This is a genomic window from Morganella psychrotolerans (assembly GCF_001676155.1).
GTDB classification, from domain to species: Bacteria; Pseudomonadota; Gammaproteobacteria; order Enterobacterales; family Enterobacteriaceae; genus Morganella; species Morganella psychrotolerans.
This window is the reverse complement of sequence record NZ_LZEW01000035.1, coordinates 76,168-95,378: the sequence shown is the minus strand read 5'-3', so window position 1 is coordinate 95,378 and position 19,211 is coordinate 76,168. Positions and strand designations below refer to the sequence as shown.

26 protein-coding genes are annotated in these 19,211 nt (G+C 46.7%); 5 read left to right on the top strand and 21 right to left on the bottom strand.

The window, feature by feature from the left end; all coding sequences use genetic code 11:
• Window positions 1–8: 8 nt before the first annotated feature.
• From AYY16_RS19390 to AYY16_RS19315, 17 genes are all read right to left on the bottom strand, one after another.
• Window positions 9–389, bottom strand: a complete 381-nt coding sequence (locus tag AYY16_RS19390; RefSeq protein ID WP_067370676.1) for a phage tail terminator protein — start codon at window positions 387–389, stop codon at window positions 9–11.
• Window positions 386–883, bottom strand: coding sequence for a hypothetical protein (locus tag AYY16_RS19385; RefSeq protein ID WP_067370671.1), 498 nt, complete (start codon window positions 881–883; stop codon window positions 386–388). Before AYY16_RS19385 ends, AYY16_RS19390 begins: the two co-directional genes overlap by 4 nt.
• A complete protein-coding gene (locus AYY16_RS19380) occupies window positions 868–1,221 on the bottom strand; it encodes a hypothetical protein (protein WP_067370667.1) in 354 nt (117 codons plus the stop codon). Before AYY16_RS19380 ends, AYY16_RS19385 begins: the two co-directional genes overlap by 16 nt.
• 1 nt (window position 1,222) lies before the next feature.
• A complete protein-coding gene (locus tag AYY16_RS19375; RefSeq protein ID WP_067370664.1) occupies window positions 1,223–2,062 on the bottom strand; it encodes a hypothetical protein in 840 nt (279 codons plus the stop codon).
• Complete coding sequence (locus tag AYY16_RS19370; RefSeq protein WP_067370661.1) at window positions 2,062–2,490, bottom strand: hypothetical protein; 429 nt, start codon at window positions 2,488–2,490, stop codon at window positions 2,062–2,064. Before AYY16_RS19370 ends, AYY16_RS19375 begins: the two co-directional genes overlap by 1 nt.
• A 59-nt stretch (window positions 2,491–2,549) precedes the next feature.
• On the bottom strand, window positions 2,550–2,759 hold the full coding sequence (locus AYY16_RS20400) for a hypothetical protein (RefSeq protein ID WP_150385179.1): 210 nt from the start codon (window positions 2,757–2,759) through the stop codon (window positions 2,550–2,552).
• Between the two features lie 67 nt (window positions 2,760–2,826).
• Window positions 2,827–3,711, bottom strand: coding sequence for a major capsid protein (locus AYY16_RS19365; protein ID WP_067370658.1), 885 nt, complete (start codon window positions 3,709–3,711; stop codon window positions 2,827–2,829).
• Window positions 3,712–3,769: 58 nt separating this feature from the next.
• Window positions 3,770–4,618: a DUF6651 domain-containing protein gene (locus AYY16_RS19360; RefSeq protein WP_067370655.1), complete on the bottom strand. Its 849-nt coding sequence runs from the start codon at window positions 4,616–4,618 to the stop codon at window positions 3,770–3,772.
• A 23-nt stretch (window positions 4,619–4,641) separates the two neighbouring features.
• Complete coding sequence (locus AYY16_RS19355) at window positions 4,642–6,192, bottom strand: hypothetical protein (protein WP_067370652.1); 1,551 nt, start codon at window positions 6,190–6,192, stop codon at window positions 4,642–4,644.
• A 45-nt stretch (window positions 6,193–6,237) separates the two neighbouring features.
• A complete protein-coding gene (locus AYY16_RS19350; protein ID WP_150385180.1) occupies window positions 6,238–7,497 on the bottom strand; it encodes a phage terminase large subunit in 1,260 nt (419 codons plus the stop codon).
• Window positions 7,497–8,102, bottom strand: a complete 606-nt coding sequence (locus tag AYY16_RS19345; RefSeq protein ID WP_067370649.1) for a hypothetical protein — start codon at window positions 8,100–8,102, stop codon at window positions 7,497–7,499. Before AYY16_RS19345 ends, AYY16_RS19350 begins: the two co-directional genes overlap by 1 nt.
• Window positions 8,103–8,253: 151 nt before the next feature.
• Complete coding sequence (locus AYY16_RS19340; RefSeq protein WP_067370646.1) at window positions 8,254–8,520, bottom strand: hypothetical protein; 267 nt, start codon at window positions 8,518–8,520, stop codon at window positions 8,254–8,256.
• A 16-nt stretch (window positions 8,521–8,536) separates the two neighbouring features.
• A complete protein-coding gene (locus AYY16_RS19335) occupies window positions 8,537–9,430 on the bottom strand; it encodes a hypothetical protein (RefSeq protein WP_067370644.1) in 894 nt (297 codons plus the stop codon).
• Window positions 9,420–9,989 carry a hypothetical protein gene (locus AYY16_RS19330; protein ID WP_067370641.1) on the bottom strand — a complete coding sequence of 190 codons (570 nt, stop codon included), beginning with the start codon at window positions 9,987–9,989 and terminating at the stop codon, window positions 9,420–9,422. Before AYY16_RS19330 ends, AYY16_RS19335 begins: the two co-directional genes overlap by 11 nt.
• Window positions 9,976–10,620: an ATP-binding cassette domain-containing protein gene (locus AYY16_RS19325; RefSeq protein ID WP_067370639.1), complete on the bottom strand. Its 645-nt coding sequence runs from the start codon at window positions 10,618–10,620 to the stop codon at window positions 9,976–9,978. The genes AYY16_RS19330 and AYY16_RS19325 overlap by 14 nt, the downstream gene beginning before the upstream one ends.
• On the bottom strand, window positions 10,617–11,291 hold the full coding sequence (locus AYY16_RS19320) for a ParB/Srx family N-terminal domain-containing protein (protein ID WP_067370636.1): 675 nt from the start codon (window positions 11,289–11,291) through the stop codon (window positions 10,617–10,619). The genes AYY16_RS19325 and AYY16_RS19320 overlap by 4 nt, the downstream gene beginning before the upstream one ends.
• Window positions 11,291–11,905, bottom strand: a complete 615-nt coding sequence (locus AYY16_RS19315) for a ParB/RepB/Spo0J family partition protein (RefSeq protein WP_455565432.1) — start codon at window positions 11,903–11,905, stop codon at window positions 11,291–11,293. The genes AYY16_RS19320 and AYY16_RS19315 overlap by 1 nt, the downstream gene beginning before the upstream one ends.
• 201 nt (window positions 11,906–12,106) lie before the next feature.
• Here AYY16_RS19315 and AYY16_RS19310 point away from each other — a divergent pair, with 201 nt between their 5' ends.
• The 3 genes from AYY16_RS19310 to AYY16_RS19305 all read left to right on the top strand — a co-directional run bounded on the left by AYY16_RS19310 (window position 12,107) and on the right by AYY16_RS19305 (window position 14,807).
• Window positions 12,107–13,753, top strand: coding sequence for a DEAD/DEAH box helicase (locus tag AYY16_RS19310; RefSeq protein WP_067370630.1), 1,647 nt, complete (start codon window positions 12,107–12,109; stop codon window positions 13,751–13,753).
• A 150-nt stretch (window positions 13,754–13,903) separates the two neighbouring features.
• Window positions 13,904–14,077 (top strand): hypothetical protein, encoded by a 174-nt coding sequence (locus AYY16_RS20395; protein ID WP_162271081.1) that lies wholly within the window; start codon window positions 13,904–13,906, stop codon window positions 14,075–14,077.
• A gap of 91 nt (window positions 14,078–14,168) precedes the next feature.
• Window positions 14,169–14,807 (top strand): hypothetical protein, encoded by a 639-nt coding sequence (locus AYY16_RS19305; RefSeq protein WP_067370627.1) that lies wholly within the window; start codon window positions 14,169–14,171, stop codon window positions 14,805–14,807.
• Window positions 14,808–14,847: 40 nt separating this feature from the next.
• Here the strand turns inward: AYY16_RS19305 and AYY16_RS19300 are convergent, their stop codons facing one another.
• Window positions 14,848–15,114, bottom strand: a complete 267-nt coding sequence (locus tag AYY16_RS19300; RefSeq protein ID WP_067370624.1) for a hypothetical protein — start codon at window positions 15,112–15,114, stop codon at window positions 14,848–14,850.
• 414 nt (window positions 15,115–15,528) lie between these two features.
• Here AYY16_RS19300 and AYY16_RS20390 point away from each other — a divergent pair, with 414 nt between their 5' ends.
• Both AYY16_RS20390 and AYY16_RS19295 read left to right on the top strand, forming a co-directional pair.
• On the top strand, window positions 15,529–15,954 hold the full coding sequence (locus AYY16_RS20390; protein WP_156665037.1) for a hypothetical protein: 426 nt from the start codon (window positions 15,529–15,531) through the stop codon (window positions 15,952–15,954).
• A 481-nt stretch (window positions 15,955–16,435) separates the two neighbouring features.
• Complete coding sequence (locus AYY16_RS19295; protein ID WP_067370621.1) at window positions 16,436–17,110, top strand: hypothetical protein; 675 nt, start codon at window positions 16,436–16,438, stop codon at window positions 17,108–17,110.
• A 783-nt stretch (window positions 17,111–17,893) separates the two neighbouring features.
• Here the strand turns inward: AYY16_RS19295 and AYY16_RS19285 are convergent.
• The 3 genes from AYY16_RS19285 to AYY16_RS19275 form a co-directional block, all read right to left on the bottom strand.
• Complete coding sequence (locus AYY16_RS19285) at window positions 17,894–18,199, bottom strand: hypothetical protein (RefSeq protein WP_067370614.1); 306 nt, start codon at window positions 18,197–18,199, stop codon at window positions 17,894–17,896.
• Between the two features lie 249 nt (window positions 18,200–18,448).
• Window positions 18,449–18,874: a helix-turn-helix domain-containing protein gene (locus AYY16_RS19280; protein WP_067370611.1), complete on the bottom strand. Its 426-nt coding sequence runs from the start codon at window positions 18,872–18,874 to the stop codon at window positions 18,449–18,451.
• Window positions 18,871–19,182, bottom strand: coding sequence for a type II toxin-antitoxin system HigB family toxin (locus AYY16_RS19275; RefSeq protein ID WP_067370609.1), 312 nt, complete (start codon window positions 19,180–19,182; stop codon window positions 18,871–18,873). The genes AYY16_RS19280 and AYY16_RS19275 overlap by 4 nt, the downstream gene beginning before the upstream one ends.
• Between the last annotated feature and the right edge of the window lie 29 nt (window positions 19,183–19,211).

Sequence of the window (19,211 nt, the reverse complement as noted above, 5' to 3'; positions counted from 1 at the left end):
TCCCTTACTTATTTGATATAACAACTAAACTCTATCACAACACCTGCTTCAAAAGAACCCCCGTCATTCTGAGGGTAGATTGTCGGCAATGTAATCGCCTGTATAACATTGAAATATACATCGACCATATCAATATCACGCCCGTTAATAGCATCCATAACAGCCGTACTCATTTGATTCAGCTTTGATATATTTTCCGCTCTAATCATAAACGGAAAAATATCTTGATAATAGCCTTTTAATTCAGGATCTACTCTGATGCCGTCCGTAGGCGACATAACAAGATATCCGCGTGGGGTCTTTGGCGGCATGTAGTAACAAAACAGGTCTTTTCCGGATTTGCCGATCCCTTGTTTCTCAAGATACCGAGTGAATGCTTCCAAAATCATTTCCAGCGCCCCCGTCCAAATCCGGCTCTCATACCGGCATCTTTCAGATCATCACGAAAGCGTTTCCAAACGGTGTTACCAGCCCGTTCAATAAAGCCTTTGCCGACTTTCACTTTCATACCCAAACCGTAATTGTGCTGCTGTTTAAGGCGGGAAATAGCCCCAAGCCGATACTGAGCGTTGTGCATGTAGTCCGCATACCGTCCGACCGGTACACGAGGAACAGGTCTTCCATTTACGTTTGCCCCTGAACGCATTGTGTTTTCTGAGACATACAGGTTAACGTGTACCTCGTTTTTGCTATTCTCGACATGGGCGAAAATCGCTTTCTCCAAGCTACCGGTTTCACGCGGACTCATTGCCCTGGCGTATCGCTGCATTTCTGCCGCCATTTTCCGCAGTTGGTTAAGCAGATTACGTTTCAGTGCGTTCTGGCTGTGTGTCAGTTTTGACTGAGCGCGGCGAAACGACCCGATATCTACTGTGATACCCACAAATCAGCCCCCACTTCGTAATGACCCGGCTTTCCGCGAAGTCCGAACCGGTTATGAACGCGCTTCACTTCCAGCTTAACGCCCTCAATCAGCAGAACATCGTCGATTTTAAGATTGGCGGTTTTCGGGAAAATAATCACTGCATCAAACAGGTCAATATCCGCCTTTCCTCTCGATGCCGAGCTGTCAGCCCGGACAGAACTTTTATCGTATGACTCGATGAATCTCACAAAACCCACCGGTGATTTGCCGGCAAATGACAGCGCCGGTTCACCGTACATATTCGTCTTTTCTGACTTGCGATATATCGTTGCCTCTGACTGCCAGCTAATTTTCATATCACCCCCGGCCAATCCGGATTGTGTTATCGGTATAACGTGCAACGATCCGCCATGTTTTCCGCGCCAGAGCCTGAGTAGCTGCACGCCCGCTGCGGTACATATTTGTCGTCTCACCGATGGACTCAGACAACAGCCCCTCGTCACGCGCATCAGCGGCCCCGCCGGTAGACACAATCATCACTGCTTCTGTCAGACAGGCTTTAGCCATGTCGCTGACAAAATAGGCTGGCAGGATTTGATACTGCTCATCTGTCAGTTCCGTGAAGTCAATAAACTCACCAGACTGGTTAGCGGTCAGATAAAATGGCAGCGTATTCGCGGTCAGTATGTTCTGAGGCCGTGCCTTATAATCATCTGTAATTTTGTAAATACGTTTCAGGCTGTAACGCATGTGTTTCAGACGCTGAGTCGCTTCCATCAGCACCTGTCGCTGAATATGATCACTCAGTAGCAAAAACGCCTCTGACCCGTACATGTCCATTGCAGACAGCTTTGCTTCCATGACTGTAATAAACGAGTCACCAGGCACGGAAAGTTCAGACGAGGCCAACACAGCGTAATACTGCTCGCTTTCCGATACCCGGCCGCTATCTGTCACAGCTTTGACAACAACACGCCGCATATCCTTTGAAACGCCGTCTTTCAGTGTGTTGTATTCACCGTCAACAACAAACGACACACTCAGATCCCCATCACTGATTGCCAGCGGCTGATCTGAAACAACCGGATTGCCGGTAATATCAAACAGTGAGTAGGACGCTTTGCTTACATCCAGTGCATCAAACATGGCTGTCACGTCTTTTACGCCGCCTGATTTAATTACGTCCATTTCCACCATTATTCACCGCCCGCTACGTTCAGAATGCCCTCAATCATGGCTTCGATGGATTTTTCACGTACACCGTGTTCGTTGCCGACTTTACGCAGGGCAGCGATACCGCCTTTGTCTGCCAGAGCTTCCAGTTCAGCACGGGTGTAACGTACTTCAACGCTATCTGACTCACGTTCCATCGTAACGACAGGCGCAGCGGCTTTCTCTGCTGCAACAGCATCCTTTGCTGAGACGTTGCGTGACTCTGAAAGCGCGGCGGCTCCGCTAACGTTCTTACCGTCGATGGTTTCGGCTTTCATGACAGAACAGATACGTTGCTGATCAATGAACGGAATTTCTGACAGACTTACGCCGTCTTTGAACATCACACCGGACATAACGCCTGTATAACCGGCGAATGCTGATTCAAGGAGTCTTACTTTTGCTGGCTTCATTTTCTTTTCCCTAAGAGTGTGCGGTCGTTATGACCGCACTTTTATTCCGCTGATTCAGGTTATTCTTTTTCCGGCTTTGGTTCTGGATCCGGCTTTGGTTTGACCGAGACACCATCCACAGTTTCCGAACGGACAGTCGCCAGAATGCGATCCTGTTTACGTTTACCAACCGGCGTTTTGGTTTCACCGTTTTCAAACTCAGTCATAAACAAATGACCGGTATAGCCGCGCATCGAACTTTCCGTGATTTTTACTTTCTTGTCTGTCATATCTTTCCTCGCTCAGATATAAAAAAAGGGTGGGCTTTCGCCTCACCCTTTTCCGGTAGTCCGTGCCTTACAGAGCAACGCCGGTCAGTGCGGCCAGTGCTTTGTCGTGTTTGTTTGCCAGAGAGCAATACCATTTAACACGGGTACGGGTTGAGTCTTTGTTCTGTACGGTGCCGATATCTTCAACGACGATACCTGCGTTTTCGCCACCGTACAGACCTGTCAGGCCGTTTTCTTCGCTCATGTGCAGACAGAAAATGTCTGATTTCTTCGCATTGCCGTCACCTGCAACCGGAATGAAGTCGTTCACGAGGAACGGAATGCCGTTGTGGGTCAGCATCGGGCGACCGAAGTTTTCGATCATGATTTCCTGCGGGCCGACATTCACGGTACGCAGCAGCGCACGGTAAGCGCGGAGGTGTTCAGAACGCATCATAATCGCATCTGCGCCCAGGTCTTTTACGGCATCTACCAACTCATCCAGCATGGAGAACGTCATAGCAGAATCCGCAATGATTTTCTGGTCTTTGTGGATCAGCTTAGGAATGCCGTCAAACGATTTGGTGTTGGTAGCCGAATCGCCAAGAATCAGGTTGCGGCGGAATGCACGAGCCAGACCTTTCACTTTGGAACGAATCTGAATAGCCAGTTGGCTGTTCGTGTCTGCCATCGTGGTGGCAAGGAATTTATCCACATCCACATCACCGGCTAAAATACGCAGTTTAGCGACATGTTCAGTGAACTTAGCAGCGCCTTCCGGCACAACATCATTCACGTCGATAAATTCCGCTTCACTCAGCTCTGATTCGCGGTTGTACAAATACGCCTTTGAATCGACTTTCATGAACGGCAGGACTGCGAAAAGGTCTTCGCGGTCAATAATGGTTTCAATCACACCTTGTTCAAGGGTGTTATTAGACAGCTTTTCAGCTTCTTCTCGCAGTAATGGCATTATTAATTCCCTTTAACATGCTCACGAATTACCGGGGGCATCCCGCCCCCGTCTCAGACTACTTGGCGCGTAACTTACCCATACCCGCTGCGATTTTATCCAGCGAACTCAGGTTTTTACTTTCAGGCTGTTTACTGCCGTTAGGCTCTGTCTTTGAACCCGCGCCGGGCTTTGCTTTGCTGCGCAGAAGTGCATCTGCTTCCGGATCGGCTTTCAGGATCTTTTCGATAGCCGCTTCAAACGCCAGCGGATTACCTGCGCCGTCCACAAGGACTGTACGCTCTGCTGCACCAGCCTGTTTGTCGTAACCGACAACCTGCCCCTGCTCATTGATTTCAAAGTGACTGCCGTAAATCACACGCGCTTTGCTTGGCGTGACCAGCGTTTCTTCACGTAAGAAATTTGAGCCGGTGAACGCTGAACCTACGGTTAATTCCAGAATCTGAGAACCTAAAGCCGTTTTTTCGCCGGTAAGTACGGCAATCAGTTCGTCCTTACCCTGCATTTCCGCTTTGTGAGCATCGACCATTTGTTTTTTAACGGCTTCAAATTCACCACGTTTCTCTTGTTCCTGCTGCTGACGGCGCTGTTCTTCTTCTTCCGCAGTTTTCTTAGCGGTCAGAAGCTCGGCAATCTGTTCCGGGGTGGCGTCACCGAAAGCGGCCAGTTTGTCGGAAAGCGATTTGTTTTCGCCTTTGCGTTTCATGGTTTCTTTAACCAGACTCGCTTTTTCCTCGTCCTGCGCTTTCAGACGGGCAACCAGTTCTTCCTGAGTCAGATTGGCGTATTCATCGCCAGAATCTTTCCCATCAGAACCACCTGCACCACCTGCACCGCCCTGTGAACCATCGTCTGCCTTGTCCATCAGAACGCCGCGTTTAGCCAGCATCTTTAACCAAAAATCCATCGTTTAATTCCTTTTTAAAAAAATCACTCTGTCTCTTGAGTCGATTTCGGGTCAGTCTCTCGACCCTGTATATCTGCATCATAGGTATTTACATACCTATTATCAAGATTATTTTCAACATTTTTCGGCGGATATGCCTTCAAATCAGTCTCAAATGCCTTTTTCATGGCTTTTGACACATTCGGGAAAATCTTCTCAATCAGAATTTCCATCTGGTGACGGCGTACAGAGTCAGGCGCATCAATCTCTTTAAGTTGACGTGAGACGTCAAATTCATCCATCAGGCCGCGAACGTCGAAACTCTCAGGGTAAGAAACGATCTGGTCGATTTCTTCCTGTGATTTTTCCTGCCCCATCCACTTAGCCGCCAGAAACAGCATCTGACGCTCTGCGCGTTGCAGTCGCTCCGCTTTTGTCACCAGCAGACTGTTCACACGCTGGAAGTCGTAGGCTTTGGCTGCGCCGGAACTGTTATCGATCCCTTTGGCGTTGTCCTGTTTAGTCCGCTCACCTGCAACACCTACTGAGTGGTAAATCTCATTAATGACCGTTTGTACCGTCTGGATGATCATAGATGCCTGTTTCGGGTCAGGAGACATGTAAAACGGCTGTGATCCGCCCTCAGCGTCATAGGTGAATACTCGCTTCGTTCCGAACTCAAGCACCTTTTGGTGACTTTCATCGCCTGGCATCATGGACTGAACTGGGATTGCTAATTGACTGAATGTCTGATCCTGAATAATCGCATCAAGGTTCGACAGATAGTTGGCAACAGCACGGTCAAGGTAGGCAATATCGTCGATCAAGGACGGGCTGAAATACCGCGATTCTGCATTTCCCATACAATCCACCGGAAACACCGGCACAACACCGAGGTTATGCTCACCGCAGGCTTCCACTTCGATCTGACCTTTTCTGTCAGATGCTTTTTTCTTAACTTCTTTAAACAGATACCATTCGTTCTGCGTCCACAGGCGATAGCGATTCTGCTGCTTGCCGGATGAAGTAAACGGATCAGCATCATCACGCGCCAGCTCATGCGTCAGCGCCCACAAAAGATTACCGTCGTCGTCATACGCAAAATCCAGCATCTGCGGCGGCGGCAACCAGTAGGCGTAGGCACGGGCATCCGCTTTCTTCTCGTCTGCAACAGAAGTGATATCGCTGTCTTTCATGGTTGAATCAACAACAATCCAGATCCGCCCGAATACAGAGGTCTGAATATCGATAGCAGACATAAGCTCGTCGATGGTCATCTTTTCACGGGTTGCGCTGTCCCAAAACTTTGTTACCGCATCCGTGGCATCATCACGCTCACGCGAAATATTTTCACGGAAGATGTATTTGTTGATCAGGTTAACGACTTCCCGCGTGTGGTTGAAGCGGTATGCCCGCTCCAGACGCTCTTTAAACTCTTTATCGCCCTCTTTGAAGTAGCGGAAAATATTATCCCCGAACCATTTACGACCACCTGCGTATGTCGCTGAAAGGAAATTCCAGTGACTCAGGCGGTTTTCGTATTCAGGATGCCGGCGATTCACCAGCTCCTGTAATTTCTTGCTATCAATATCCATATTAATATATCAATCCTTATGTAGGTATTTAAATACCTATTATTATCAGCGAGAACCACCGAGAATTGTGCGCTCTTTTACCGGGAATCGTCTGTGAATAGGATAGCCTATCGCATCCGTACTGTGTTCCACACTTGCCGACTTATCCATATCACGCGAACCCGGCTTGTAAATCACTTTCTCAAATGACTCGATCAGGTGCTTACATTTAGGGTCGATAAACAGTCTAACTGTGCCCGCTGCACTCATCAACATCCGATTTGTTGCGTTCACACGGTCAGCAACCGGCGGGTGCTTTTTCGGAAAGTCTATCCGGGTAAATCCTTTTTCCTTGAAGATATCGATATCCGATTCGCCACGCGCGTGTTGACGGTAACTACCTGCCGGATCGGGGAATACCACAACCTGACTTTTCCAGCGCCAGTACCGGCGTTCAATCTCGTCACAGACTTCCGCCGTGTTCGAGGAAAACTGTACGATTTCGTCCACCGCCCATAATTCTCCGTTAGGCTGTGGTTGCAGTACGACTGAGGACATAGGATCGATGTTAAAGTCCTGACCAATCCAGATAGGCAGTTTCGGGTTGAACTCGCACTGTCTGACATGTGTTTTTCGCTCAAACGGATAGTAAACGCGACCTGACATGTTCTCGAACGAGGCAAGATATTCCTGCGCGAACGATTTAGGGTCCATATCCTCACGCGCTGCCTCGATTTCAGATTCAGGCACAAACGGAGAATCGGCGGTAACAAACTGCCAGCTTTTCCAGTGGCCTTTCTTCTGCATCGACAGCCTCTGACCAATAGTCCAGAGTTTATGAAACGCAGAATAGCCTTTGGGCGTACCGATAATCAGCGCCTCACCTTTCGTTGATGAAAGGGTCGGACGGATTACCTTGTACCATGTATCAGGCTTCATATCCTGAAACTCGTCCAGAACGACAAAATGGAGCGCAACGCCTCGCAGGGTGTCGGGTTTATCAGCCCCTTTCAGCGCAATCTCACTGCCGTTTTTCAGGACAATGGTCATTGTCGTGTCGTTCTTTTTTCTGATCCACTTTATCGGAATCATTTCCTGCAAATCGTCCCACAGGATTTGTCGCGCCATTTGATAAGTCGGTGCGATATACCAGACTCGCTGCTTTGGCGCTTTGATAGCCGCTTTCATCAGCTTTGAAATCGACAGCCGCGACTTACCCCATCGACGGCCGGCGCAAACCACTTTGAACCGGTGCGGGGATTTGAATACTTCCATCTGACCGCCGTGTAACTGGACAAGCTGCAAGCCTTTGTTTGCCTTTGCCATCACTCGTCCCCATCTTCGGCACTGTCTTCGTCTTCCAGATCAAGATCCTCCGTAAGATCAACAGGTTCTTCTGCCTTACGCAGCTCTGCCACCTGCCCCTGCGTCAGCTCACCGAACATCAGTGCCGGTAAATCATCTTCCTCAACATCAACCTTATCCATATTCAGCGCCTTGCTGGAAACTTCAAAGCATTTGCCGAGCGTAATCGATGCCCGTTGCAGTGCCTTTATATTTCCCTCCCGCTTGGCGAATGCCGCCTCCGCGCCGGTTGCCGCAGCTTTTGATCCCTCTGTAACCTCACGCATCAGCAAAGCCGCGATGTTAAAAGCAAATCGGTCATACTTACCGCGGCGTTCTTCGATAAGCGCCGTCCGCTCTTTGGCGCGGATCTCTGCCTCTGATTTGATAGAGTCACGAACCAGCTTCCCTACTGCATCCGTTCCTTTCTCAATTTTGCGCTTTTTAAAATGCCTGGATAGCGTTTCACGGCGAACCCCGAAACGTTCTTCAAGCTGTGACAGCGAAAACTCACCAGAAGACCATGCAGCTTCTGCCTCCGCCCATTTAGCAGCACTAAGCCGCAGTTTTTCTTCTTTAACCGTCACTCGAAAATTCCTTTTTCCGCAGTGTTTTCTCTAAGCCGTGCTCCCATAGTATTTATATAGATTTCTTACTTGGAAAAACACAAAAATAAACAAACAATATGAATTAGATAATTATCTTGTTTACCTATTTTTATAAACAACACGGCTTTATTTAGCTGTACATTTTTGCTACTGCGGTTCCGAGATCTGTCAGCTCGTACACCACTCGGTTATAAAAATCCCCGGCGGAACGTTTACGCAGTCCGCCCTTAACCAGCATTTCTTTTTTGATTAATGCGCGGACTGAGAACTGCATTGATTGTTTTGTCGTACTGTATGGCAGCATTTCCAGCAGCTCATCCATGTCCACCGGATCACCGCGCTCCATACCCATCCAGACCACACGGATAATCATTTTTTGCTTGTCGGTTACTAACATTCTGCGAATCCTTTCTTTAAATCGATTTTAAGCACTCTAAATCCAATTCTGAGCGCATATCTTGGTTATCAAATGCCAACAATGAGATTTCACTTGGCAACGCTCTCCCGAAGTCTGGATTGCGATACGCGCCATACAACGGTGTAGTGAAACTGAGGTTGTGGATCTCTTTCAGCAATTTGACGATAGATTCCTCGGTCGTCATAGTGTCAAGAATGTCCTGAACCGTTGTCCCCCGATTACGTCCCGCCTTCGCCAGAGATGAATTTTTGTGGTAGTTGGCTACCAGATCCGATAATGCACGGCGGCGGCGCGTCTCCGGCATGGCAAACAACTCCCGGACAATCGCCTCAGTGTCACCGGCATCAGATCGGAAATGGCGCTGATACACTCGCAGCGCACTTTCGTAAGTCTTCGGACGCTCTGGACGGATGAACTCAAAACCGGCTTTCATGGCAAACGGGTTGTACTTGCTCATTGAGGACTGGATCTCAATGATTTGTTTGTCGTGCATCCGGGAAACAATATTGATAAACCGATAACTGACGCCTAAACCGCGATAAAGCGTATCGACCACACAGCGGCTGATTACTGCAAAGTTGGCGTTGACATACTTTCCCCAATACTGGTTTGCCACCGTGGTGTTGGTTGTCGGTTTCAACTTCGGAAACATGCGGTGACGCGGCGCAAGAAGCAGTTTCGGATATGCCATAACCACCACACCAACCAGACGATCCCCGATGGCACAGCGGTAATAACACGGCGCAAACGGCTTACCGTCAGTTTTGTAATGCAGGGATTTCAGCTCGTGCCAGTCCTCAATCGTGCCTTTCGACACGACCATTTCTTTCATGAAGTCGAGGTGCTTCGGGAAAATTTCCGGCTGGTGGCGGGTGATATTAACGTCCATATCGTCTGCCTCTGACGCAACCCGCGTCGATAACAGTCAGCGCAGCTGCGTCACCTGTGTAAATCTCATGAACCGGTTTCAGATTCTTGGTTTTTTTCGCTACTTCGTGAAGCAGAAACGCCTTTTTAAGATGCTCCGCCACGTAACCCTGTAAATACGTCAGAGCCTCCTGCTCATGCAGGGAAATTCCGACATACTCACAGACCATCAGCGCAACATGCAGCGCCTCATGCCACAGGATTTCTTCGTCATAGCCCTCCTGTAACATCACAGTCAGCATCGATTTGTGACCATCTGCGAAACCGCCTTGAGTGACTAAACCACCGGCGCTGTCCGCGTAGCTGTTCACATAGTTGATGCCGTACATGGCTTTCAGCGTCTCAAGGTAACGTTCGTCGCCGATCACGCAAACAATACAGAACGGGTAAGGTGCGGCGCGGAACCCGTATGCACCGTGACTCTTACACCACTCCTGCCACGCTGCATACGTTCCTTTGACCCGCTTCCAATTTTCACCGGTAAATGTCGGATAGTGCTCGTAAAGGTTATTCTTTTTCATAGTCCACCTTTACGCGCTCTTTGTAGTGTTTGGTGATAGTGACATTCGGCCGCAGTGCGTTGATCAGGTCTTCATGTGTGGTCGCCACCATCACGGTTGCCCCGACTTTTCGCGCTGCCCGCTGGAAGTTTGATGCAACAGCCTGTGCAGTTACACGATCCAGAACCGCCCCAAATTCATCCGCCGCCCACACCTGATCGCCCGATTCAATCAGCTTGGCAATTTTCAGACGGTAACGTTGACCGTCAGACATTTCAGACGGCTTGCGGATAAACAGATATGCGTCATTCAGGCCGGCCATAGACAGCAGACTCAGTGCTTCTGCCGTTGTACTGCCTACCTGATCGATCACGTTTTTGTCGTCGTCAAAAGAGATATCCTCGATTGACGTGACTGTTTTACCCTCGTCTTTCATCAGGCGTTGCAGTTCACGCAGGATCACAGATTTTCCCGACCCTGACTGACCGGTTATATACACCACATCACCCTGCTCAATATCGACCGGCAGGTTGTCATACAGTGTGAATTTCTTATCATCCATGCCTAAGCCGAACGACTCAGCCACTTCCAGAGTACGGGTTGTTTTCGTCACCCGCGTATCAAACGAAACATTGATGGTGTAGGTGCTCATTGCTGCTCTCCGTACATCTTCGCGGAAACGTCACCGGCAAACGTCAGAAAAGCGTCCAGACCCATTTTTCCCGTGATTTCTTCCATGTGGGCGAGCAAATCCCCGACCATGATTGCGGCACTCGCAGGAATCGATTTAAAGCCCATTACGTCAGTCAGGCGAACATCTTCATCTGCAACAGTGCGGGTGATTTCATCGTGTTCGTCTTTCTGGCGTTCGGTTTCCGCAGATAGATCGGACACCAGTGCATCGGTCGCCACAGAACCGGTCATATCCTCTACCAGCACGTTCAGCTCACGCTCGGAAAAGCCGTATACCGCGATGTCGTCGTCAACCAGTGATTTCAGTTCTTCCTGCAACAGCAGAGCGTCATAGTCGGTACTGGCAAGGCGGTTATCTTCCAGTCGCTTTGCGGCAACCTCTTTTTCGCCCAAATCATCACGGATAATAACCGGCACAACTTTCAACCCGGCAGCAATGGACGCTTCGGTGCGACCGTGGCCAGTGATGATCACCATGTCTTTGTCTACGGTGATCGGTTGGTCAAAGCCGCGTTTCTTAATAGCTTCTGACAGGTCTTTGATTTGCTGCTCGTTATGTTTTTTTGCGTTTTTCTCATAGGGGATGAGTTTGCGCGGATCTAAATAGACGATCTCAAATTTATGTTCCATCAACGGATTTCCTTGTACTTCTCAGCAATGACAAACAGGGCTTCCCCGGCATCTTCCATTTTGTTTCCGGTGCGGATTTCTTCGTCACGGATCACAGCAGCGATAACTGACTCAATCAGCTCTGCGGCATCCGTGGTGACTTTGAATCGCATCGTCTGGTGTGAATCAGCTTCGGCACGTTCGGCACGTTCACGCATGGATTCAGGGGCGGATTCGTCCATTCCTGACCCCATACCCATTTCACTTGACAACGCTTCAAGTTCACGGAACGCGGCATCACCGGAAATGGCCGGCATTACGTCACGCAGAATGTCCTCTACCGGCGCAAGGTCAGAAAAGCTGTATGAAATGTCGTTCTGAATTTCTTCTAAAAGCCGTGCGAAGCTCTCTGCGTCGTCTTCCCCGTACCGCTCGTTATCGATTACAGAGATCTGCTTTGCTGTGTTGTCGTCAATGACACCGAGGTTGGCAATCATCACCGTTGGCATACCCAGCTCAACCGCAGCTCTCCAGCGGTGCTCCCCGCCAAGTATTTCGTATTGTTCTCCCGTTTCACGGACAATGACCGGCTTAAACAGTCCGAGACGTGTTACCGATGCTTTCAACTTATCCATGTTGAGGACGGGAACGCTGTTTGTGTTCCAGCCGTTAGGAATCAGCTTTCCAGTCTCTACCTCTAAAAATTTAGTTTTACTTTCCATAGTAGTTTTTCCATACTTTATATAAGTATCTGAATACAGATAATGTGAATGCCTGTCAATATGTACCCACTTACTTATTATAGTGATAGTTTCTAAAAATATAAGGTCTTGTTTATGGATATTGTTCTCGTCTACAACGCTGTGAACACTATTGTCAGCAAAAACGCCGACGAAAGTGTGCTTTCCGCAGTGCAGGACGCTTTAAGTTATGAAATAGACGGTGCGGAGTTCAAGTCTTCAGGCTGGAACGGAAAATCAACAATGTTTAATTGGGCGACACGCAGTTTTCCGTCAGGTTTTGTCCAAGTGGTCAAAAACAGACTGGAAAAAGAGGGGCATCGAGTTCTGTTGCGGCGTGTACCAATGGCGGAGCCGCTGGGTCAGCCAAATCCGAAGATTAATGACTTTCCGCCTAACCCTGATTACATTTATCAGGACGAAACCGTTGAACGCATGGTTAAAATTGGCGGGATGATCGCCCAAATCGCCACCGGTGGCGGGAAATCCAATATTGCGTGTAAAGCCGCTGCCAGAATAGGAAAGCTGACCCTGTTTATCACCACGCGATCTGTTCTTATGCACCAGATGCGCGACAATTTCCAGAAGTCACTCGATTACCGGGCTGAAAATGGCGAACCGCATCTTAAAGGTGAGAAAGTCGGGATTATCGGTGACGGGTATTTCCATTTTTCACGTTATATCAATGTGGCGACCATTCAGACGTTAGCCAGTTTCCTTGATGAATTTCCGCGATTCGTCGAAAAGCTGCCCCCGAAAAAACCAACCAAAAAGCCGCACCCGTCGAAAGAGGAACAAAGAGCGGAGTGGGAGAAAAAGCGTGAATTTCATTACCGCCGTCAGGCTGCAATTAAAACACTGCTGAAAGAAACCATCTTGCTGATCCTTGAGGAAGCGCATGAATCCTCCGGCAACTCGTTTTACGATATCTGCCGCATGTGCCCGAAAGCTGATTATCGTCTCGGACTGACTGCAACACCGTTCATGAAAGATTCCGCTGAGGCAAACATGCGTCTCATGGCAGTTACCGGTTCTATCGGTATCAAAGTGACTGAGAAGTACCTTATTGACCGAGGTATTCTGGCGAAGCCTTATTTCATGTATATCCGCACTGATTACACGCCTGATGATTATCACATCAAACTGGATCTGAAAGAGAAAGTAGGCAATTCGCGGCTTGGGCGTAATTCCCCTTATTCCAGAGCGTCACAACTCGGCATCACCTACAACCTTGCCCGTAACAGCATGAGCGTTCACACAGCAATCAAAATGGTGAAGCACAATCTGAGCGTAATGATGCTGGTCAGACTGAAACGCCACGGACAGATCCTGAAAGAAATGCTTGAAACGCAGGGAATCCGTACTGAGTTTATTTTTGGTGAAAGCAACCAGAAAGAACGCATGGAGCAGCTGAACAAACTACGACACCGGGAAATCGACGTACTGATAGGCTCTACCATTCTGGATGTTGGCGTTGACGTGCCAGGTGTGGGTGGTGTGATTCTAGCAGGTGGTGGTAAAGCAGAAGTCGCGATCAGACAGCGTGTCGGTCGCGGACTGCGTAAGAAAACCGGTCAGGCGAATATCTGCTTTGTGGCTGACTTTATGGATCATCACGCCAACTGCCTGTTACAGCATTCTTTTGAACGCCGTAACATCATCCGGGAGACTGACGGATTTGTTCAGGGGATTCTTCCGGATGGTGCTGAATTTCCTTTTCATTTACTTACACAATCACTATAATTTTTTTTATAGGTATTTTTTTTACAGGTATCATATATATGGATAAGTTAAAGGTTACTCAATTCCGCGCTACGCCGAAAGCGCAGAGCAAACTGGATGTGCTCAAAAAAACGTCTCAGAGAGGGTGGCGTAAAGCCCAGTATCGATATAGTGCTGAATACTATTATCGAAAATATCACGTTGGCTGATTTTGACCGTCTGGCTAAAAATCTGATCGCTTCAAATAGTGTCAAATCTCAGATCATGGAAATGTTTAATAATGGTCAGTTAACTCAGGAAATGCTGGATGCACTGAAACCAAATATTGAAGCTCGGGAAAAGTAACCACCCTACCATCTGACATTCTTACCCTATCTCACTCATTTAATATTCACTCCGTCAACACACACAAGCAAGTTTAAACGGAGTGAATACAATGAAAAACGCTAAAACTAACCCTGATTTTGAAAGCGCACTACGCTGTCTTCCGTTCATGGCTGAACCGGAGTGCTCAGATCGACTGACTTTCTGGTCACCCGAATCTGACAACAGTCGTCGTCTCGGTATGCACTACGGCGCATGTTTTATTGATCTGCTGAAAGCGTATCCTCACGTCTCCGGCTCGGGCATTCTTCACCGGGTAATGACCGATATCGGAGATCAATTTTCAACTCTGACGGTGAGAGGCTTCGTTGATATAATTGAACATGTGATCGTTAATCAGTGCGTTACGCGGGGTTCTGTCAAAGAAATGCTGGGGAAGATAGAAAGAGAGAACGAAACCTCACGTCGGATTGTTGTCGAACTCAGTCTGCTTGATGAACTGGCAGAAGCTGAGAAGTCTGATAATTCTCGGGTTTACTCCCGCCTTGATGCAATACGGGAGTTAAGCACCACACCGGTAAAACTTAAAAATATCCTTTCCGCGCTGAAATGGGTAAAAGATTCGGACGGGATGCCGTCAAAACATGCGCTCAATGACGGCTTTGTCCGGCTGGACGTGAGAACGGATTCCGTGAAGACAGTGATTACTGAGAAAGGTATGGCTGTTCTGAAAGGGATTACGATACGGTGATGCAATGGCGGCGATGGGTTATTGACTCGCCGCCTTTATTTTACGGCAAATCGTAATCTCTTATAAGGGCGTCTCCGCCATTAACCCCTAAGAACTGAGTTTTTACCCTGAATACATTGAACGAATTGTATTTGATATCAGCTCGTATTGTTTTTAAAAACGGAGAGCATCCGCCGCCAGTAAGAAATTCACCTATAAAATGCTCTCCGGAATTGACGTGCAAAGTTACTTTTTCGTTAGGTAGTAATTCCGCCACTCTCACACCATCAAAAAAAAATGTTCGCAACACAAGCGGAATAAACAGCACCTGAGTCTCTTTTTACAACCACACGACTGTCACCGTTCGATTCATCTCTGCCCTTCTCCCAAAACATCCGGTCAGTAGGGACTTCATTTGAGAACGCCTGATCTACACGGGTAGACGAACAAGCAGACAAAGCCAAAACACATGCCGCTGCAATAATAGCCTTATTCTTCATACAAATTCTCGTTTCTTGATAATGCGTCTCATTGTATATTTGTATAAGTATTTATATCAAGGCTTTTTGGCTATCGTGATGTACCCTCTATGTATCTGGTATAATTGCGTTAATTTGAATTGAGCAACGAGAACAAAAATGAATCAGCAGCTACCTGTTAAAGACATTACATACGGCACAAAACGGCACGGCGAGAGAAGTTATAAAAAACGTTCTTTTTTTACGCATCAATATCTTCTCAAATGAACAATCGTTCATTTGAAATAACCAAAATTAGCTCAGAAAGTTTCATTTCAAACCCAATAAAAACAAATTCTAAATCGGGCGTTATCGTTTTTTCAGACCGTCGTTTGTTTATAGCCGAAATATCCATTATAAAAACTGTCAATAGGCAGGAGTTTGACGAGCGCAAGTCAACTGTTGCCCCATTTGACAAATCCTCTTTACCTTTTCCAAAAACATTTCATCTGATTTTGGAAAAGGCATACGCAGTGAAGAAAGATGTTGCCGTTTTTATGAAAGACGGTTCTGTAATCAAAGGTTTTGCCGGCTCTCACGATTTTGACTCTGTGGTGCTGAAGAAAAATGAATCTGATTTTACGATTATCATGTACGATTCCGTCAAACGTATCGTCCCGCTTGAAGCAGACGGTTCTCTTGCTGAGTAGCCGCCCTGCTGCATAGCCACAAACAGCCGGGTGACAACCCGGCTTTGTTATTTATTCGGCTCGGGATTTCTATAAGGTCATTTTTGCCTGCCTGTCGGTATTATTTTACGCACCACTCTCACCTGTCTGTCATGCCGAATAAACCTAACCAGACTCTTTGCTTGTTCTGCCTGTTCAGTCTATCTCACCTAACCAGCCGGACTTTTCACAAAACATACAATACTAGCGACTTAAAATATATATAAGGCCAAACGCCATAAAAGGGAATTTATTGAGGGAACACCTTTCAGCAAACGCTTGTTTTTTCTAAGACTTTTATTCTTTTCTTATACGTAAAATAAATAATAAAAAAAGTGCAAAAAAAAACTTGATCGGGTTTTTTAAATGATTATTATAAGTCTCATCCAAAGCGAACAACGCAGCGGATAATAAAATTAAACTTAAAGCGTATTTATACGCATAACATCAAAGGATTAATATCATGGCACAATTATCTAAATCTTCCGTAGTTGCTTCCGTTGCTTCCGTTGCTTCACTGTTAAACACACAATTAAAAGACACAGATCAGCGTTTATCCGCGCTTCCAATTAAATCAAGCGAGGAAAAAGCAGAATTACAAGCGATTCAAACCAAAGTTAAATATTTTGATCATCTTGCTTTTCTGGTAAACAGTAATGATAAAGTAGTTTCCGCGCTTTACTATGTTGTTAAGAATACCAAAACAGACGCAGCGGATTTATTAAAAGAAATAGCAAGCAATTCTTATAGCTTAGATAAATTCGGATTCATTCTTAATGCTGTTGCGCTTAGTTCCTATGCTTATGATACTGTTAACATGAGTGCATGTAATATCATGGCTGCGCTTGATTTCATCCGCGACGGAAAAGACAAATTTACTATGCGTGAATATCGTTCACAAATGGCGCATCATAAAGAGAACGCAGGACGGAAAGCGGATTCAGGATTTACCCAAACTTCCCAATCGTTAAAATTGTGTCAGCGTCTCGGATTAGTTGAGCATGTTGGCGGAAAATTATCATTAGGATATGCAGATTTTAAAGTGAATACAGATAATGAGTTAGTCAAATATTTAAAATCTGTATTCACCAAAGATAAAGAGACGCAAGAGGAATTAAATCTGTTAATTGCTGCGTAATCTGAATCACAAAATTATGAATCCGTTGGCACTTGCCAGCGGATTTTTTTTGTTTTTTTCTGGTATGTCACCACTCCGCACGATCCGCGCTATAAATGCCACCAATCACGCTGTAAACGCTTTTCAAGCATCTGCTGAATCATCCCACAATCTGATCTTATTAATCGCTTGTATTGGCTTATATGGCGTTAAGTGCATTGATTAAAGTATCAGACTATTACTTTAATCCACTTGTAAGCGATTATACGCAGTTTTATTACTACAAATAACAAACCATATTAGATTATAGAAAAATGGCTCAGAATTGATTACAGCGTGTTTTAGCGCTTTGTATCTCCACCCGTTACGCCCGTTCTGTTTTGCGTTGTCTGGCTGGCTTAATGGCTTATAGTGTTAATCCGTTTTACAGATAGCGAGGATCACAAATAAAATAAATCAAGAAATTACTTGTCATTTATGACTGGCTATGGCAGCAAATTCAATTGAGAATAGCCCTTATTTGAGGCTGTCCCTCATTTGAGAACAGCCCTTATTTGCGATTTCCAGCGTTTCGTTCTTTTACCTGATGCGACCCTTTCCCCTTTCCCGGCGACCGCCCGTTTCCCGATTTGCCGTCGGCTCCCTTTTCTCACCGCTCCCCTGCGGTTCCCGTCGGCGTGCTCTGACTTTCTCCGCTTACTTCCCTGCGGCGTTTTTTGGCGTAAAAAGAAACCCCGGTTTTACGCGAGGCTTTCTTTGCAGCGGAGTCACCCGCTATTTGGTTTCCACACACTTCACACAAGGCTACAACGTCACAAGGTTACGGCTAAAATCTTTGTTTAAGGTAAACAGCTCAGTACCGTTTGAATACACAACTGTCTTATCTAACAGACACAGGTGCTGTACCAACTTTTCACAGGCTGACGGATGTTTATGGGTTTCAAGCTCTGCGCGGCGCTTATCCGCGATCCGCAGTTTTAACTGCATGTGACGACGGCTTTCCTGCCGTTGTTCTTCAATTTGCTTATCCAGTTCAACTTCGCGATCTAAGGCTGCGTGGTCAATAAAAAAGGTTTCGTTGCTGCTGTGGCTGAATGCGTTAGGTCGCATGTTGTTTACTCCATTATGTAATTTACTTGTTTTTCTTAATGATGTAATTGTGCCATTACAAAACAGGGGTAACAGCGATTAACGTCGGCGAGAAAATACAGCATTTACCGTGATAGGTAAACAAATACGTACAAGTGCCTACTAACTTTAGTATCCGTGATTGCCTGACAAAAAGAGGTTGGTACTGCCTGTAAAACAAAGGTGGGTATGTAAAGGCAACCGGTGGTCGCCTTTATCTGATTGTGTGTATCAGGAGAAAAACAGTTCCGGCTTTACATGGAACCGGGCAGATAAGGCTTTGATGTGCCCTACAGTCAGCATACGTTTACCTGACATGATCAGGCTGACCAGAGATTTAGAACCAATCTCATTAAAAAGGTCAGTGTATTTCAGGCCATGCTGCTCCATTAATACTTTCAGCGCAGCCACGCCCGTAGGGATATCATCGACCTCTTTCTGGAATGCAGTGAATTTCTCACCTGCGTTTTCATAGTCCTGAATTTTGATAGTCAGCAGATCAATCAGCGGGCTTGATTCGTCGTTTTCGATCAGGTATTCAACGAAAACCAGTGCCTCACGATAGGCTTGTTCTGAGCTGTCCCCGCCGAGAAACGGTATTGACTGCATGACACTGTTCATTGCGGCAATGGCGTTCTTTTGGATGATAGTATTCATTCTTTGTTTTCCCGGTAGTATTTCGTTAACTGGTCATATTCCTTGTGGGTGACGATATGCTTTACAAAACACCGTTTGTTCGTGAAGTTGATATACGCTATCAGCCTTAAATGGTTTCCGGCGATATCGATCACCCACCATTTGTCCCTGTATTTGAAATTATCCAGAGTTGAAAACACTCTCCTCATTTCCTGCGGGTCGTTGAAGTCCCCGCCTGCCAAAATTTTATACGTACTCAGTATTGATGATTTATGTTTAGGATACGTTTCCGCAGCTTCCACAAATACAAGTTTTGATATGACGTGCATACACCACCATAGTTTACAATATGTGAACA

Coding starts and splice junctions, on each gene's coding strand:
- AYY16_RS19390 (WP_067370676.1), bottom strand. CDS start 389: ATGATTTTGGAAGCATTCACTCGGTATCTTGAGAAACAAGGGATCGGC.
- AYY16_RS19380 (WP_067370667.1), bottom strand. CDS start 1,221: ATGAAAATTAGCTGGCAGTCAGAGGCAACGATATATCGCAAGTCAGAA.
- AYY16_RS19375 (WP_067370664.1), bottom strand. CDS start 2,062: ATGGTGGAAATGGACGTAATTAAATCAGGCGGCGTAAAAGACGTGACA.
- AYY16_RS19370 (WP_067370661.1), bottom strand. CDS start 2,490: ATGAAGCCAGCAAAAGTAAGACTCCTTGAATCAGCATTCGCCGGTTAT.
- AYY16_RS20400 (WP_150385179.1), bottom strand. CDS start 2,759: ATGACAGACAAGAAAGTAAAAATCACGGAAAGTTCGATGCGCGGCTAT.
- AYY16_RS19365 (WP_067370658.1), bottom strand. CDS start 3,711: ATGCCATTACTGCGAGAAGAAGCTGAAAAGCTGTCTAATAACACCCTT.
- AYY16_RS19360 (WP_067370655.1), bottom strand. CDS start 4,618: ATGGATTTTTGGTTAAAGATGCTGGCTAAACGCGGCGTTCTGATGGAC.
- AYY16_RS19355 (WP_067370652.1), bottom strand. CDS start 6,192: ATGGATATTGATAGCAAGAAATTACAGGAGCTGGTGAATCGCCGGCAT.
- AYY16_RS19350 (WP_150385180.1), bottom strand. CDS start 7,497: ATGGCAAAGGCAAACAAAGGCTTGCAGCTTGTCCAGTTACACGGCGGT.
- AYY16_RS19340 (WP_067370646.1), bottom strand. CDS start 8,520: ATGTTAGTAACCGACAAGCAAAAAATGATTATCCGTGTGGTCTGGATG.
- AYY16_RS19335 (WP_067370644.1), bottom strand. CDS start 9,430: ATGGACGTTAATATCACCCGCCACCAGCCGGAAATTTTCCCGAAGCAC.
- AYY16_RS19330 (WP_067370641.1), bottom strand. CDS start 9,989: ATGAAAAAGAATAACCTTTACGAGCACTATCCGACATTTACCGGTGAA.
- AYY16_RS19325 (WP_067370639.1), bottom strand. CDS start 10,620: ATGAGCACCTACACCATCAATGTTTCGTTTGATACGCGGGTGACGAAA.
- AYY16_RS19320 (WP_067370636.1), bottom strand. CDS start 11,291: ATGGAACATAAATTTGAGATCGTCTATTTAGATCCGCGCAAACTCATC.
- AYY16_RS19315 (WP_455565432.1), bottom strand. CDS start 11,905: ATGGATAAGTTGAAAGCATCGGTAACACGTCTCGGACTGTTTAAGCCG.
- AYY16_RS19310 (WP_067370630.1), top strand. CDS start 12,107: ATGGATATTGTTCTCGTCTACAACGCTGTGAACACTATTGTCAGCAAA.
- AYY16_RS19305 (WP_067370627.1), top strand. CDS start 14,169: ATGAAAAACGCTAAAACTAACCCTGATTTTGAAAGCGCACTACGCTGT.
- AYY16_RS20390 (WP_156665037.1), top strand. CDS start 15,529: ATGAACAATCGTTCATTTGAAATAACCAAAATTAGCTCAGAAAGTTTC.
- AYY16_RS19295 (WP_067370621.1), top strand. CDS start 16,436: ATGGCACAATTATCTAAATCTTCCGTAGTTGCTTCCGTTGCTTCCGTT.
- AYY16_RS19285 (WP_067370614.1), bottom strand. CDS start 18,199: ATGCGACCTAACGCATTCAGCCACAGCAGCAACGAAACCTTTTTTATT.
- AYY16_RS19280 (WP_067370611.1), bottom strand. CDS start 18,874: ATGAATACTATCATCCAAAAGAACGCCATTGCCGCAATGAACAGTGTC.
- AYY16_RS19275 (WP_067370609.1), bottom strand. CDS start 19,182: ATGCACGTCATATCAAAACTTGTATTTGTGGAAGCTGCGGAAACGTAT.